The organism is Pantoea sp. JZ29 (assembly GCF_035190385.1).
Classification (GTDB): Bacteria; Pseudomonadota; Gammaproteobacteria; order Enterobacterales; family Enterobacteriaceae; genus Pantoea; species Pantoea stewartii.
The window spans coordinates 389,510-405,074 of sequence record NZ_CP045241.1 but is presented as its reverse complement, the minus strand read 5'-3'; the positions used below and the strand labels follow the sequence as shown (position 1 = coordinate 405,074).

The 15,565-nt window shown below is 54.7% G+C and carries 15 protein-coding genes; 5 read left to right on the top strand and 10 right to left on the bottom strand.

The annotated features are described in order from the left end of the window. Positions 1 to 64: 64 nt before the first annotated feature. From dam to pilM, 9 genes are all read right to left on the bottom strand, one after another. On the bottom strand, positions 65 to 877 hold the full coding sequence (gene dam, locus GC090_RS01840; protein WP_324020760.1) for an adenine-specific DNA-methyltransferase: 813 nt from the start codon (positions 875 to 877) through the stop codon (positions 65 to 67). A 96-nt stretch (positions 878 to 973) separates the two neighbouring features. Further along, entirely contained in the window at positions 974 to 2,029 is a 1,056-nt protein-coding gene (locus GC090_RS01835; protein WP_324020758.1) for an SPOR domain-containing protein, read from the bottom strand. Between the two features lie 71 nt (positions 2,030 to 2,100). Continuing rightward, positions 2,101 to 3,189, bottom strand: coding sequence for a 3-dehydroquinate synthase (gene aroB / locus GC090_RS01830; RefSeq protein ID WP_054632975.1), 1,089 nt, complete (start codon positions 3,187 to 3,189; stop codon positions 2,101 to 2,103). A gap of 38 nt (positions 3,190 to 3,227) precedes the next feature. After that, positions 3,228 to 3,749, bottom strand: coding sequence for a shikimate kinase AroK (gene aroK / locus GC090_RS01825; RefSeq protein ID WP_033741572.1), 522 nt, complete (start codon positions 3,747 to 3,749; stop codon positions 3,228 to 3,230). 363 nt (positions 3,750 to 4,112) lie between these two features. Beyond that, on the bottom strand, positions 4,113 to 5,384 hold the full coding sequence (gene hofQ / locus GC090_RS01820; protein WP_324020756.1) for a DNA uptake porin HofQ: 1,272 nt from the start codon (positions 5,382 to 5,384) through the stop codon (positions 4,113 to 4,115). After that, the gene (locus tag GC090_RS01815; protein ID WP_072209546.1) at positions 5,320 to 5,715 is read right to left on the bottom strand and encodes a HofP DNA utilization family protein; all 396 of its coding nucleotides are present in this window, start codon (positions 5,713 to 5,715) and stop codon (positions 5,320 to 5,322) included. The genes hofQ and GC090_RS01815 overlap by 65 nt, the downstream gene beginning before the upstream one ends. Then, positions 5,702 to 6,190, bottom strand: coding sequence for a HofO family protein (gene gspM / locus GC090_RS01810; protein ID WP_282498271.1), 489 nt, complete (start codon positions 6,188 to 6,190; stop codon positions 5,702 to 5,704). Before gspM ends, GC090_RS01815 begins: the two co-directional genes overlap by 14 nt. Next, the gene (locus tag GC090_RS01805) at positions 6,183 to 6,725 is read right to left on the bottom strand and encodes a PilN domain-containing protein (protein ID WP_324020754.1); all 543 of its coding nucleotides are present in this window, start codon (positions 6,723 to 6,725) and stop codon (positions 6,183 to 6,185) included. Before GC090_RS01805 ends, gspM begins: the two co-directional genes overlap by 8 nt. Then, positions 6,725 to 7,531: a pilus assembly protein PilM gene (gene pilM / locus GC090_RS01800; RefSeq protein ID WP_324020753.1), complete on the bottom strand. Its 807-nt coding sequence runs from the start codon at positions 7,529 to 7,531 to the stop codon at positions 6,725 to 6,727. The genes GC090_RS01805 and pilM overlap by 1 nt, the downstream gene beginning before the upstream one ends. 116 nt (positions 7,532 to 7,647) lie before the next feature. Between pilM and mrcA the strand changes: the two genes are divergently transcribed. Continuing rightward, complete coding sequence (gene mrcA, locus GC090_RS01795; RefSeq protein WP_039342670.1) at positions 7,648 to 10,200, top strand: peptidoglycan glycosyltransferase/peptidoglycan DD-transpeptidase MrcA; 2,553 nt, start codon at positions 7,648 to 7,650, stop codon at positions 10,198 to 10,200. Between the two features lie 62 nt (positions 10,201 to 10,262). On the opposite strand, the gene nudE is transcribed toward mrcA, so the two are convergent. Then, positions 10,263 to 10,829: an ADP compounds hydrolase NudE gene (nudE, locus tag GC090_RS01790; RefSeq protein WP_006121006.1), complete on the bottom strand. Its 567-nt coding sequence runs from the start codon at positions 10,827 to 10,829 to the stop codon at positions 10,263 to 10,265. Between the two features lie 387 nt (positions 10,830 to 11,216). Between nudE and GC090_RS01785 the strand changes: the two genes are divergently transcribed. From GC090_RS01785 to hslO, 4 genes are read left to right on the top strand one after another with little or no spacing between them, the layout of a single operon-like run. Continuing rightward, positions 11,217 to 13,352, top strand: a complete 2,136-nt coding sequence (locus GC090_RS01785) for an intracellular growth attenuator family protein (RefSeq protein WP_039342672.1) — start codon at positions 11,217 to 11,219, stop codon at positions 13,350 to 13,352. A gap of 57 nt (positions 13,353 to 13,409) precedes the next feature. Then, positions 13,410 to 14,075 (top strand): GMP/IMP nucleotidase, encoded by a 666-nt coding sequence (yrfG, locus tag GC090_RS01780; protein WP_375096810.1) that lies wholly within the window; start codon positions 13,410 to 13,412, stop codon positions 14,073 to 14,075. Beyond that, a complete protein-coding gene (gene hslR, locus GC090_RS01775) occupies positions 14,072 to 14,473 on the top strand; it encodes a ribosome-associated heat shock protein Hsp15 (RefSeq protein ID WP_006121008.1) in 402 nt (133 codons plus the stop codon). The genes yrfG and hslR overlap by 4 nt, the downstream gene beginning before the upstream one ends. Positions 14,474 to 14,519: 46 nt before the next feature. After that, on the top strand, positions 14,520 to 15,386 hold the full coding sequence (hslO, locus tag GC090_RS01770) for an Hsp33 family molecular chaperone HslO (RefSeq protein ID WP_006121009.1): 867 nt from the start codon (positions 14,520 to 14,522) through the stop codon (positions 15,384 to 15,386). The last annotated feature ends 179 nt before the right edge of the window (positions 15,387 to 15,565 follow it).

Below are 15,565 nucleotides of genomic sequence, written 5' to 3'. Positions count from 1 at the left end.
GATTCTCCACTGTTGTGCGCCAGCATGATGGCTGGCGTAGTACCCTGGTCGCGGACGAAACAGACTAGCTATAGAGTGCCAGCAGTTCGTCGACCTTGGTGCGACCGGTTATGCTTCGGCTAATAGAACGCCGGACTTTGACCACATGTAACACGGCATCCTGATACCAGCAACGCGTCAGTTCCGTATCATGGTTAGAAATCAGGACCGGAATTTGACTCTCAGACGCCAGCTTTGCGGCCAGTTGCGCCAGATGCTGCTGCTCATGCAGGCTAAAACTGTTGGTGTGGTAAGCCGTGAAGTTAGCCGTTGCGGACAGCGGCGCGTACGGCGGATCACAATATACCACAGAGCCTTTTTGGGCATTGTTCAGGGTAACATCGTAGGATTCACAGACAAACGTCGCCTTTTGCGCCCGTTCGGCAAACCAGAGCAGCTCGGCTTCCGGGAAGTAAGGTTTACGATAGCGCCCAAACGGCACATTGAACTCACCACGCAGATTGTAGCGGCACAGGCCGTTGTAGCAGTGGCGATTCAGATAGAGGAACAGCAGCGCACGCTGATAAGCGTCATGACTGAGGTTAAACTCCGTGCGCAGTTGGTAATAACGGATTTCGCTGTTTGTTTCGCTGGTAAACAGTAAACGCGCATCGCGAATAAAATCCACCGTGCGCGTTTTGACAATATTGTAGAGATTGATGAGATCGTTGTTGATGTCGGCCAGATGATAGCGATCAAAATCGGTGTTAAGAAACACGGAGCCCGCGCCAACGAAGGGTTCGATCAGGCAATCACCTTGCGGCAAATGACGGTGGATCTCTTCGACTAAGGGAAATTTTCCCCCCGCCCATTTCAAAAAAGCGCGATTTTTTTTCATGCTGTCGTGGTAATTACATCTTATTGTGAGGCTGTGGTTGAACCGACAGCAGATCTGCGCTTAAAACAGGGCCCGCATGGGCAGGCCCCACATCACTTATTGACTGGCTTCTTTCCTGACCTGACTGACCGGTTTCACCCAGGGATTCTGTGCACGTACCTCTGCAGGCAATGTCGCAACGGCACGCTTTGCGTCGGCCGGCGTGGCGTAAGAACCACTGACCAGCACATACCAGGGTTGACCATTGCGCGTGGTTTTATACACATGGTACGCACTCAGGTTTTGCTTCTTCGCCCAGGCATTCAGGCTTTCCGCTTTAGATGCGCCGCTCAACTGCAACGTGTAGTTGCCGCCCGGTACTGATTTGCTGGCCGTAGCGCTACTGCCCGCCGCTTTTGCCGGCGCGTTATTCACGGATGAGTGCGCTGGCGTTGTGTGGGTTTTATGCTCGCTGGCTGCGGGTTTAGACGCCGTTCTGGCAGGCTCACGCGTATGACGCGGCGTGACGGGTGCCTGCGCGGCGTTTTGACGACCTGTAGCGGGAAGACTCGCCGCTGCACCTGCTTTCCCGCTCACCGTAGCGGGTGCGGTCGGCAGAGAACTGCTGCCTTCTGCACCCTGTGCGGCGCCATCAACCTGCTGTTGCTGGTTGGTCAATGCGCTGTTCAGGTCGCCGGGTAATGTAATGCGTTGCTGATTAGCCGGGGTTTCAACCGGGGCTGCCTGCGTGGGTGTGGATGCAACCGGTGGCATGGAAATATCACGTGGCGCATTTGTCGCCACCGCTGCCGGTTCCGCTCCTGCTGCATTCGGAGTGCCGGTGGAAGGCTGTGCTGTTCCCGTGGCGTTCTGACCGCCGCTCATGGCGGTGGAGCCGCTGAGATCAATATTTTTTCCGTTGCCCGATCCTGCGGCCCCGCTGGTGGCGGTGCCTTTGTCAGTAGAGGACGACGCGGATTTGCTGTCGTCAGCGCCGTTGAGCGCTGAGCCAATGCCCAGCACGAGCAGCAGCAACACAAGGATACCGACGCCCATCATGACGTGCTGGCGCGAGACCGGAGCTTTCGTCGCAGAGGACGATTTACGTGGGCGCGAGGGACGACGGTCACTGGCGTCAGGTTTTAACTCATCATCCGGTTTGAACTCATCCATTTTGCCTCCTCCGTAAAGCGGCCGTTCGCACTGCGCACCCGCGCGTCGCGTCACCACTTACCTGCTGAATATCAAGATTTCTGGCAGTCATTAATTGCCGCCATCACCATATCATGAGCCACGCCACCACGCACTTCAGCGCGGCCTATCGCCAAAGGCAGTATCAGACGTAATTCGCCCGCCAGCACTTTTTTATCGCGCATCATATGGGGCAAATAGTCTTCGGCCTGCATCTCAACCGGGCCGTGTACCGGCAAACCGGCGCGCTGCAGTAACGCGATAACGCGTTCGCAATCCTGCTCGCTGAACTGACCAAGACGTTGCGCGGTTCGCGCCGCCATCACCATACCAGCGGCAATCGCTTCACCATGCAACCAGTTGCCATAGCCCATATGCGCTTCAATGGCATGGCCAAAAGTATGACCCAGATTCAGTAATGCGCGCTGACCGTTTTCACGCTCATCCGCGGCGACAACCTCGGCTTTCAGCTCACAGCAACGACGGATGCACCAGGCCAGCGCGGCTTCATCCAGCGCCAGAAGGCGATCAAGATTTTGCTCAAGCCAATGAAAGAATTCACCGTCCAGAATGATGCCGTATTTAATCACTTCAGCCAGACCGGACGCCAGCTCACGCGGAGGCAGTGACCGGAGACATTCCGTATCAATCACGACCGAAGCGGGCTGGTAAAACGCACCTATCATGTTTTTGCCAAGAGGATGGTTAACCGCCGTTTTTCCGCCAACCGACGAGTCAACCTGAGACAGCAGCGTGGTCGGCACCTGAATGAACCGCACACCACGTTGATAGCTTGCCGCAGCAAAACCGGTAAGATCGCCAATCACGCCCCCACCCAGCGCCACCAGCGTGGTATCGCGCCCGTGGGGCTTTTGCAGGAGGGCGGTAAAAACCTGATCCATCACCGCCAGCGTTTTGTGCTGCTCACCGTCGGGCAAAATCACCTGATCCGTCTTCACTCCCGCCGCCTTTAGCCGCGCCGTGACCTTATCCAGGTAAAGCGGTGCCAGCGTCTCGTTCGTGACCAGCATGGCATTATCACCCGCTTTTAACGGCCAAAAAGAAGCCGGATCATTAAACAGTCCGGCGGCGATAGTGATGGGGTAACTGCGTTCCCCCAATGAAACGGTGATCTTCTCCATGATGCTCGATACCTGTCAAAGAGCTTTCAAACGTTGGATCAACTTTTTTCCAACATGTGGATAATCTGATTCGCCACCACTTTTGCACTTTGATCGTCAGTGCGGATGGTAACATCGGCGATCTCTTCATACAGCGGGTTGCGTTCAGCGGCCAGCGCTTCAAGTACTTCACGCGGTGGCGACTCGACCTGCAGTAAGGGGCGTTTTTTGTCACGCTGCGTACGTGCCAGTTGTTTCTCAATAGTGGTTTCAAGATAAACCACGACGCCGCGGGCGGAGAGACGATTACGTGTTTCCCGGGATTTTACGGAGCCACCGCCGGTCGCCAGGACGATGCCCTGCTTCTCGGTCAGTTCATTGATGATTTTTTCTTCACGATCGCGGAAGCCAGCTTCGCCTTCAACGTCAAAAACCCAGCCCACATCCGCTCCGGTGCGTCGCTCAATTTCCTGATCGGAATCGAAGAACTCCATATTGAGTTGCTGAGCCAACTGACGGCCAATAGTGCTTTTGCCGGCACCCATCGGCCCAACCAGAAAGATATTGCGTTTCTCTGCCATTTTGTCGGTATTACTAAGAATTCGTTAATGATACCCCGCTTTCAGCATTTTACTGGCGGGACAGGAACTGAGACCTCATGAGCGTTAGCAAGAGTCAGACGAAAAATTATCTCAACACTCAAGGCTGTTTGGCAACCGATTATATTGCTTACAGCACATCCATTTCTGAATTGGCCTGTTGTTCGCGAAACTGTAAGGCGTCAGTAAAGCGTTGTGACATGACTGCGTACAGAGGAATTCGCTCATCTGCTTGCCGGGTTCTTCCAACTCAGACGCTTACAACGTGTTAAAAATCGCTAAACCTTGTAAGCTAATTCCTGTCCTGCGTCAACGCAGTTAAACTTTAAGGGCACATTTTCCGTTTTATCGTGCCGTAAGCGCTGCTTCCCTGACCAATCGCGGCGTCATGAAGATCACCAGCTCGCGTTTTTTATGTTCTTCAGCCTGCTGGCGGAATAATCCCCCCACGACAGGCAGACGGCCAAGTAACGGCACCTGCGTTTGCCCCTGAGTGCGCTGCTGATGGAAAATACCGCCCAGGGCCAGTGTTTGCCCGTCGTTAACCGTCACCTGCGTTTCCATTTCCTGCTTATCAATCGACAGCACCTGCGAGGCGCTGGTCTGAACCACGCGCCCCGGCACGTTCTGGCTGATACGTATTTTCAACTGAATGCGGCCATTGCCTAAAACGGTGGGCGTGACTTCCATGCCCAGCACCGCTTCTTTGAATTCGATACTGGTTGCGCCGCTGTTACCGGCTGAGACTTCATAAGGGATTTCGGTGCCCTGTTTAATCGACGCGGTTTGCTGATGCGACGTAAAAAGCCGTGGGCTGGCGATGATTTCAACCTGGTTTTCCTGCTCCAGCGCACTGAGCTCCAGATCCAGCACTCTGCCGCCTGTCCGCGACAACGTGACGCCCAGCGAAACAGCGGGCGAGCTCAGCCCCAGGGGAATAGCCAGAAGCGGGTGATGTAAAGCCCGGCTGAGGCTTTCACTATCCTCAGACAGTCGCCAGTTGACGCCCAGCTCATGCAGATTCTCTTCACTAATCGTCACGATATGGGCCGCCAGCTCAACCTGTTCCAGCGGCACATCCAGCGCCTGAATCCAGCGCTCCGTGTCTTGCAGCGCCGGTTCAATGTCGCGTAGCAACAGGCTGTTGGTGCGCGTGTCCACAGAGGCGCTCCCGCGCGATGTCATAAGCGACTGGCGTTCCCCTTGCAGGCTGCGGTGCACCTCACTGGCACTGGCATAGAGCAGGTTGATCCTGCGCTGCATTAAAGGACGCTGCTGACGCGCTTCCGCCTGTTGTACCTTTTCTGCTTCGCGCCGCTGCTGCTGCCAGCGCTCGGGATAAACCAGCAGAACGTTATCTTCTTCCAGCACAGTCAGTTGCGCCATCCGCGCGACCAGCGACAGTGCCTGTTGCCAGGAGACGTTGTCCAGCCGCAGTGACAGCGTTCCGTTAATCTCAGGGGAGATCATCAGGTTGATCTGCTGGTAATCAGCCAGCGCCTGTAAAATGCGCTCAATCGGCGCATCATCAAACGCGAGGCTCAGGCCCTCATCAGGGCTGGCGTGAGCGGGGATCTGGCAAAACAGCAGGAGGGTCAGAATCGCTATCCTTATCATGCAGGCGTCCTTTGAGATGAAACGTGAAACGTTGGGCCGGGCAACTGCCCGGAATAAATAGCTGAAGCGAACGGGAAGTAAACCGGAGGGTTTGCCAGGGGAACAACGGAAAAGGCTGGTCGCTCAGGACGTGAACAGATTTGCCCTGTGGCGTCAGTAGCCAGCCCTGAAACCGGGGAGCACGACCAATGATGCCCTGCAAACGCCATTCGCTGAGAGGTTCAACCTCCGCCAGGCAGGCCGCGCCAGGAAGGGGACGAAACGGATCGCGTGCCTGCGCAACGCCAGCGCCACAGCTGAGTAACAGCAGAACAACACTAATGGGTTTCATCAGCGTCCAGCCAGAGTTGCGCCACCAGATAGTCAGAATGAGCGGTTAACTGAAAGCGATCAGGAAACGCCGTTGCAGACGTTGAAAGCGCAGAAAACAACGGCGGAAACTGGGCCCATTGCAGATGGAAAGTGAGGGCTCGAGGCTGTTCATCGGGCAGCCACTGCTCAAGCGCTGCACCCCGCTCTGCGATAATCGCCTCCAGCGTCGATGACGTAGCTGGCTTTTCCATCTGAATCTGCTGAAGTTGTGCCTCTAAAACAGCAAGGGCGGGATAGCGGGCAAACTGTCGCTGCAACTGTTGCAGGTGCGCCTGCTGCTGCACGCATTGATGCCTGGCATCAGCCAGCACCCGTTTTTGCGGCTGTAGCACGGTCCACCAGGCCACACACAGCAGGCAGACCGCGCCCGCCAACAGGCTGCCATAACGCAGCGGTGGAGCTAACCGCATCCAGTGCCCGGTAAGGCTACTCACTAGTCGCCTCCTTAAGGCGAATATGCAAGACGAAGCGATACTCCCCTTCAGGCTGGCGTTGCACATTGCCTTGTTTGATCTGTGAAAACAGCGCCACATCGCTTAAGCGCTGGCGAAAGGCGCGAATCTCCTGCATATGCTGCGCTTTGCCCTCCAGTTGTAACGACGTTTCCCGTTTATCCAGTCGCGTTAACCACAGCCCGTCAGGCAGCAAAGCAGGCAACGCAAGCCAGAGTTGCTGCCAGACCTGAAACTGCCTGCTCTGCTGGTGCAGCCAGTGGCGGCGCTGCTGCGCCTCATCCAGTTGTTTCAGCAGTCGCTGTTGCTGCACCACCTGCTGTTCAGCGGCCTTAAGGGCATGACTGAGGCCGACATGCTGACGCTGAACCCGTCTGAGCGCCTTATGATCCCGCCAGCACTGTCCTGCCACCAGCAGCACGACCAGTCCTGACGTGACAGCCAGCATACGTAAGCTCTGACGCCGTTGACGCTGCCAGCGCCAGTACCGCCAGGGAAGAAGGTTTACAGCGACCATCAGCAATCCTCTTTCCGCAACGCCAGCCCGGCGGCCAGGACGAAGGCCCCCGGATGCGCGGGCAAAGGTGGCTGCTGATAGCGAAATGTTTGCAGGGGAGAGAACGGCACCGTGCCAGCCGGCGGCAATGCGTTATCGGCATCACAATAATAAAGCGACGTCGCGTGGGGAAAAGCCTGCTCACGTAGCGCGTCAAAACCGCCCTCTCCGGCAAAAAGTGCGGCGTTGACGCCATCGCTCCACAGGTAACGTGCATCCTGGCGTAAAACCACTACACTTCCCGCAGCCAGTTGCGCCTGTTCTGCGACGATGTTGAGTGCGTTCGTCGCCAGTTCAAACACAGAGCATTTAAGGCCGGCCTGCTCCAATGGTGTCCGCCACTGCGTAACGACATCCCGCCGTGCAGCCGTGACGCTTAGCCGTTCCAGGTTGGTATCGACGCGGTAATCCAGGGCCAGTTCACTGGGGTCCACCGGGAAAAGACGCTGAGCGGATGCCCGGACAAAGCGGCCCAGTGCGGGTTCTTTTAAGGGCGGATCAGGCAGAGAAAGCGGTTCCTGTAGTGCCAGGTGCGCGGGAAGACAGACCCGTAACGTATAGCGCCGTGGTAACACCTTACGCCACTGGCTTAATACAGACAGCAATGCAGGGGAAGATTGCAGCACACCGTTTCTTAACGTATCTTGCGGCAGCCGTTGCTGCCACCAGTGGCATAATTGCCAACCCCGGCGACGACGCAGGATGGCAAGGGCACAGCACTGCCGGTTCTGAATATCCAGTCCAATTTGCCAGGTGTGAAAAGCCATGCGCGCGATCTCCTTATCGTCCGGAAAAATGGACATATCAAAGCGTCTGGCTTGCCTTTATACTACTGCGCGGTTGCTTATAAACTGCCCAAACGACAACAGATGGGAAATCTCAGGTGAAGTTCGTAAAGTATTTATTAATCCTTGCAGTGTGTTGCATCTTGCTGGGAGCTGGCTCGATTTATGGTTTGTACAAATATATAGAGCCCCAGTTACCCGACGTTAACACACTGAAAGATGTGCGTTTGCAAACCCCTATGCAGGTTTACAGCGCCGACGGCGATCTTATCGCCCAGTATGGTGAAATGCGCCGTATTCCGCTTAGCCTGCAGCAGGTTCCACCTGACATGGTCCATGCGTTTATTGCGACGGAAGACAGCCGCTTCTATGAGCATCACGGTGTGGATCCCATCGGGATTTTCCGTGCCGCCAGCGTTGCGCTGGTTTCAGGCCATGCGTCCCAGGGGGCCAGTACCATCACACAGCAACTGGCGCGTAACTTTTTCCTCAGTCCGGAACGCTCCCTGATGCGTAAGGTAAAGGAAGCCTTTCTGGCGATTCGCATTGAGCAGTTGCTGAATAAAGACGAAATTCTTGAGCTTTACCTGAATAAAATCTATCTCGGCTACCGGGCTTATGGCGTTGGCGCAGCCTCGCAGGTGTATTTTGGCAAACCCGTTGGCGAGCTGTCGTTGAGTGAAATGGCGACCATCGCCGGGCTGCCGAAAGCCCCGTCAACCTTTAACCCGCTGTATTCCCACAGTCGTGCTGTCGCCCGGCGCAATGTGGTGCTGGCTCGTATGCTGGACCAGAAATACATCACCCAGCAGCAATATGATGAAGCACGTAATGCGCCGCTGGTCGCCAGCTATCATGGCCCGAAAATCGTCTTCTCCGCGCCCTATCTGACCGAGATGGTGCGCCAGGAAATGGTGAAACGCTATGGCGATAATGCGTATACCGATGGTTACAAGGTTTACACCACCGTGACGCGCCGTCTGCAGGAATCCGCGCAGGAAGCCGTGCAGAACAACGTCATCGCCTACGATATGCGTCACGGCTATCGCGGCCCTACCAGCGTGCTGTGGAAAGTCGGCGAGCCAGCCTGGGGGCAAACGCAGATTGTTAAAGCATTAAAAAATCTGCCTCTGTACGGGCCGCTTCATCCGGCCGTCGTAACGCATGTCCAGAGTGACGAAGCTACCGTCATGATGAAGGATGGCAGCAATGTGTCACTGACGATGGCGGGCGTGCGCTGGGCGCGTGCCTTTAAATCGGACACAGTACAGGGCCCGACACCCAAAAGCATTGCACAGGTGCTTCAGCCGGGCCAGCAGATCTGGGTACGCCAGGTCGGCGATACATGGTGGCTGGGCCAGGTACCGGATGTGAACTCGGCGCTGGTTTCACTGGACCCTAATAACGGTGCGGTTCGCGCACTGGTCGGGGGCTTTGACTTCAACCAGAGCATGTTTAACCGCGCGACTCAGGCGCTGCGCCAGGTGGGTTCAAACATCAAGCCGTTCCTGTATACCGCGGCGATGGATCGCGGGTTAACGCTGGCCTCCATTCTGAACGACGTACCGATTTCTCGCTGGGATGCCGGTGCCGGTGCGGACTGGCGTCCAAAGAACTCTCCGCCCACTTACGATGGTCCGATTCGTCTGCGTCAGGGGCTGGGGCAGTCTAAAAACGTTGTCATGGTTCGTGCCATGCGTGCAATGGGCGTGGATTACGCCGCAGAGTATCTCCAGCGTTTTGGCTTCCCGGCACAGAATATTGTGCATACCGAATCGCTGGCCCTGGGTGCCGCGTCGTTCACACCGCTGCAGGTCGTGCGGGGCTATTCGGTGATGGCTAACGGCGGCTTCCTGATCGATCCTTATTTCATCAGTAAGATCGAAAATGAACAGGGACAGACCGTTTTCGAAGAGAAACCCAGAATTGCCTGTCCGCAGTGCAACTTACCGGTGATCTACGGTGAAACCAAAAAAGCGCTGGCGCTGAATGCGGAAAGCGTTGAGAACGTTGCCCCGTCCGCCCCACAGCAAAATCAAGCCGTGCCGCAGCCTGAGCTGGAGCAAGTGCCCGCCCAGCCTCAGCAGGGTGGCGAGCAGCAGTATGCGCCGCACGTGATTAACACACCGCTGTCCTTCCTGATCAAAAGCGCACTGAACAGTAATATTTTTGGTGAGCCAGGCTGGATGGGCACCGGCTGGCGTGCCGGACGCGACCTGAAACGTAATGATATCGGCGGGAAAACAGGGACGACTAACAGCTCCAAAGATGCCTGGTTCTCGGGTTACGGCCCGGGCGTGGTGACCTCGGTGTGGATCGGCTTCGATGATGCGCGTCGCGATCTGGGTCGCAGTACGCTTTCTGGTGCCATTCCCGATCAGATTTCGGGCTATGAAGGCGGGGCGAAGAGTGCACAGCCTGCATGGGATGACTTTATGAAAGTGGCCCTTGAAGGTGTACCTGTTCAGCCGTTAACGCCGCCTGAGGGCATTGTTACCGTGACCATTGACCGCAGTACGGGCAAGCTGGCCAATGGCGGAGGAAACACACGTCAGGAGTACTTTATCAACGGAACACAGCCAACCGAATATTCGGTTCATGATGCAGGTACGACCATCATGGACAATGGCGAAAGTCACGAACTGTTCTGATAAACGTGAGAGGCGGCCTGGCCGCCTCTCCGCTTTTTACCGCCCGGAAATCTGGTGCTCAATTAGTAATGCAGACGGCCCTGCTTCACCAGCCACTCACGCACCATAAACAACGCACTGACGTTGCGCGCTTCGCGGAAATCAGGCTCCTGCAGTAACGCCAGCATGTTGCTTAACGGCCAACGGTGGACCACCAGCGGCTCAGGCTCATCCCCTTCCAGCTTCTCCTGGTAAAGCCCTTCTGCAACCACGATGTTCATCTTGCTGGAAAAATAGGACGGTGCCATCGTCAGTTTACCCAGCAAAGTCAACTGGCCAGCCCCGAATCCCGCTTCCTCTTTCAGTTCACGGTCGGCCGCCTGATTGACCGTTTCACCCGGATCGATTAAGCCTTTTGGAAAGCCCAGTTCATAGCTTTCCAGGCCCACGGCATACTCTTCGATCAGAATCAGATGATCATCAATAATGGGCACAATCATGACTGCCTCGCGTTCCGACGGTTTCATGCGTTCATAAATGCGCCGGGCGCCATTGCTGAAGGCCAGGTCGACCGCTTCGACAGTAAACAACCGTGAACGTGCTACGGTTTCTACATTGAGGATGTCAGGTTTTTTTAACGACTTTTTCATATCAGCCTCAAACTTGCTGCGCCAGCACTCCGTAGCGAATTAGCATACCTAACCGTGGAGCATTGTGCGACTCAATGACGTCATCCGGTTACGCAGCCCACGTTTTCTCTATGCAATAACGGCTCTATTTCGGGCACAAAAAATTTGCGTTAGTCAATATCTGCCTTCAAAATTCAGACAATGCCGATACAATACTATGTGCATGATAGTTACTATTCTGGCACTGTGTGCTGTAATAACGCCTAATCAAATGATTTACAGTACAATTTTGTTTGTTGTTAAACTTGTCAGAGTTGTTTAACCTCCCATCAATCGCCTGAAATCAGGGGCGCGTCTGGGGACGTAAGTCTAAAGTGAAGGCAGTATTTTGGCTGAATTGAGCAAAGCATGAGCACAATAATTATTATATTGGCCTTAGTGCTAACCTGTTCAATTCTGGCAGGTATTGGATTTTGGTACGCTATGCGGCGCAGGCCGCCGTTGGCGAAACCGTTGCCATTCATCAGCCCGCCCTGCCGTAAACTGACTGAAAGAGAGCGCAGAGCCGTAGAGCAGTATCTTGCCGCCCTGGAAAAACAACCCCGTATTCTCAGCCCTGGTGAATCCCGTCGTCGGCACGAAAAGCTGGTGCTGACCGCCCAGAGCAACAATGTTTATCCGGTTACCCGCGCGATTACCCGCTATGGGCTTTCCACCGACGATCCGCATAAGTGGCGCTACTATCTGGATGAAGTTGAAGTCCATTTGCCGCCGCTGTGGGAACAGTACATCACCGATGAAAATTACGTTGAGTTGATCCGTACGCAATCGATCCCACTCATCATTTCGTTAAACGGCCACTCGCTGGTGGATTACGCGATTGATCAGCAGTCACTGCCTAATCTGATACGTCCGGCATCCACAAATGCCTCTATCCGTAAGGCCGAAAGCGAAAACGTTGAGTTAGTTCGGGTGCGCAAAGAAACACTGGAAGAGTATCGACTGTCCCGCCCGGATGGCACGCGCGAGGCCGTTATCATCTCGTTTGCGTTGATGATGTTTTTTATTGGTTTGTTATTACCCACAAGTCTGATGATCTGGCTGGTGGTGATTGCCAGCGCGATGGTCGCCGCAAGTCTGTGGTTAATGTACCGGATTCCCGGTGAAAATGGTCTGCGTGAGATCCACTGCCTGCGCGGCGCGCCAAAACGCTGGGGCTTATTTGGCGAGTCCAATCAAGAGCAGAGCAACATCACGCTGGGGATTATCGACCTGATTTATCCCGCGCACTGGCAGCCTTACGTCGCACACGACCTGGGACAGGTTACAGACGTCGAAATTTATCTTAACCGTCAGGTGGTGCGTCAGGGGCGTTTTCTTTCTTTGCAGGACGAGGTAAAAAACTTTCCGCTTCAGCGCTGGCGGAAAAATGTCGTTCTGGCCTGCGGTGCCTTTATTGTTCTGGCCTTCTTACTCACCTGGATACCGCTCAGTATGCCCATCAAGCTCAGCCTTGCATGGGTAAAAGGTACTGACAGCCTTGATGTCAGTAGCGTCAATCAACTGAGTCGTGAAGATTTGAAAGTGGGTGACAGCCTGAAGGTTACCGGGACCGGCATGTGTGCCGTGCCGGGCAATTATCAAAGCAATCGCACTTATATCTACATGCCGTTCGACTGCTCGCAGATCTACTGGAATAACGCTACGCCTCTGCCACTGCCTCACTCAGATATTATTGAGAAAGCCTCCGCGCTTCTGGAAACCACCACAAAACAGCTGCATCCCGAAACCAATACGGACCCCAAACTGAATCCGCAGTTAGCGTCTGCGATTCAGAAATCAGGCATGATTTTGCTGGATGACTTTTCCGATCTGGTGTTGAAAACGCAGGCGCTGTGCAGCCAGGCACAGGACTGTGTTCGGCTTAAAAACGCGTTGGTGAATTTGGGCAATGCCAAAGACTGGGACACATTAGTCAGCCGCGCCGATTCCGGTCAACTTAACGGGATGAATGTCCTGCTGCGCCCTGTCAGCGCGGAAGCGCTGGAAAATCTGGTGCACACCGCGACGTCGACCTTCTTTTATCGTGAAACGCGTCGTGCCACAGAAAATCTCAACAGCCCACCGCCGGGCGGGTTTGTGATTGTCAGCGACGAAGGGCATCAGTTAGTCAACCAGCCTCAGCCCGCGGTTCCCTTGTTTGATCTGGATGCGGCCTCACAATGGCAGGAGCTGCAACGTCTGTCCTCACTGCTGTTGCACACGCCGTTCAGCGCGACGGGCATCATCACGAACATCTACACAGATGCCAACGGCACGCGCCATATCGCCCTGCATAATGAACCTGATGCGATGGCAAAATGGCGCTATCTCGGTGCCGCCTTGCTGTTAATCGTGCTCCTGGCCTGTGGCCTCACTAACGGCCTGCTGGCGCTGCGTCGTATGCATCTGAATCGTCAGCGTATGCTCGCGATTCAGCAATACTACGACACGTGCTTTAACCCTTCCCTCAGCACTATACAGGGCGTGCGCTCCGTATTCTGACCGGCCTGCAACTGTGCTACCCTGTTGCGCGAAAAGGCAATGGGTAAATCCGCCATGATGTGTAACGGTTCTGATATTGATACCGTGCTGTTGGATATGGACGGCACGTTACTGGATCTGGCGTTTGACCGCGTCTTTTGGCGGGAACAGGTGCCGGATGCGCTGAGCGCGCATCGGGGCATCCCTGTCAAACACGCGCGGCAGTTGATGGAAGAAAAATATCAGGCCGTGTCCCATACGCTAAACTGGTATTGTCTGGACTACTGGTCAGAGGCCCTGCAACTGGATATCCACGCGATGCTCTGGGCACACCGTCATCGCGTCCGCTTACGGCCCGATACGCTGCCTTTTCTGCAGATGCTGCGGCGCGCAGGTAAGCGCACTATTCTGCTGACCAATGCGCATCCCTGGAATCTGGACGTTAAACAACGACAAACAGGTTTAGCACCACACCTTGATTTATTACTTTCCACCCATACCTTTGGCTATCCGAAAGAAGATCAACGTTTGTGGCAAGCGGTCGCGCAACACACGGGCTTTGATGCATCACGAACATTGTTCATTGATGACAACGAAATCCTTCTTGATGTCGCTAAATCCTGGGGAATCGGCTGGTGTTTAGGCATCCGTAATCCTGATTCCGGTCGTCCCGAACAACCCTTTCAGCGTCACTATGCAATAAGCCATTACCGCACAGTGATCCAGGCCTGGGAGCAGCTATGAAAGAAAAATCTGAAGACGGTGTTCGTCTTGATAAATGGCTTTGGGCGGCGCGGTTCTATAAAACCCGTTCCATTGCGCGCGAGATGATTGAAGGCGGTAAGGTTCATTACAATGGTCAGCGCAGCAAACCAAGTAAGCTGGTTGAACGTGATGCGGAGCTAACCCTGCGCCAGGGCAATGATGAACGTACCGTCGTAATTACCGGGATCAGCGAACAGCGGCGCCCGGCCAGTGAAGCGCAGCAGCTTTATCGTGAAACGGACGCCAGCATTGAGAAGCGCGAAAAAATGGCGCTGGCGCGCAAAATGAATGCGCTGACTATGCCCCATCCCGATCGCCGGCCTGACAAAAAAGAGCGCCGCGATTTGATGAAATTTAAGTTATCGGGTGATGAGTAAGACAGGCCTTGATGCCGCTCACCGCCCGCCCAAAGAGAGAAAAATTATGTCTGTAAACGATCAACTGCGCCGTTATCTGTTTGAAAATGCTGCTGTTCGCGGCGAACTGGTCAACGTTTCAAACACCTGGCGTGAAACCATTAAAAACCACGATTATCCACCCGCTGTGCAAACCCTGCTGGGTGAGTTACTGGTGGCAACCAGCCTGCTTACCGCGACGCTGAAATTTGATGGTGAGATCACCGTGCAGTTGCAGGGCGATGGTCCGCTGACGCTGGCCGTGATCAATGGGAATAATCAGCAGGAATTACGCGGTGTCGCGCGAATGAAAGGCGAGATCCCTGACGACAGCACGCTTAAGAGCATGGTGGGCAATGGCTATCTGGTGATTACGATTACACCAGAAAAAGGTGAGCGCTATCAGGGCGTGGTCGGTCTGGAAGGTGACACGCTGAGCGAATGCCTGGAAGATTACTTCATGCGTTCAGAACAGCTGCCAACCCGACTGTTTATCCGCACCAGCGATGCAGGCGCCGCCGGGATTCTGTTACAGGTTCTGCCCGCGCAGGACACGGATAAAGAGGATTTCGACCATCTCGCTACGTTGACAGAGACGATTAAAACAGAAGAATTGATCGACCTGCCGGCAACTGATGTGCTCTGGCGACTGTACCATCAGGAAGAAGTGACCGTTTACGATCCCCAGCCGGTGATCTACAAATGTACCTGCTCGCGCGAACGTTGCGGCGAGGTCCTGAAAACGCTGCCGCAGGAAGAAGTCGATGAGATTATTGCCGAAGACGGCAAAATCGATATGCATTGCGACTATTGCGGATCGCATTATGTTTTCGATGCTGTCGATATTGCCGGTATCCGCAGTAACTCCGTGGAAAACAGCAACCGTCTTCACTGATCCGACCAGGGCGGTTTTGCCGCCCTCACATCTACTCTGCTATGCCCTTAATTTACTTGATAAATTATCTTTTTTTACTTTCTTAACATCTTAAAAACGTTCGAAACACGACCTTAACGCGCCCTGAGTCGCATTTTTAAAAGAACATACCTTCCCCCTCAGACTCAGTAGAGTACACT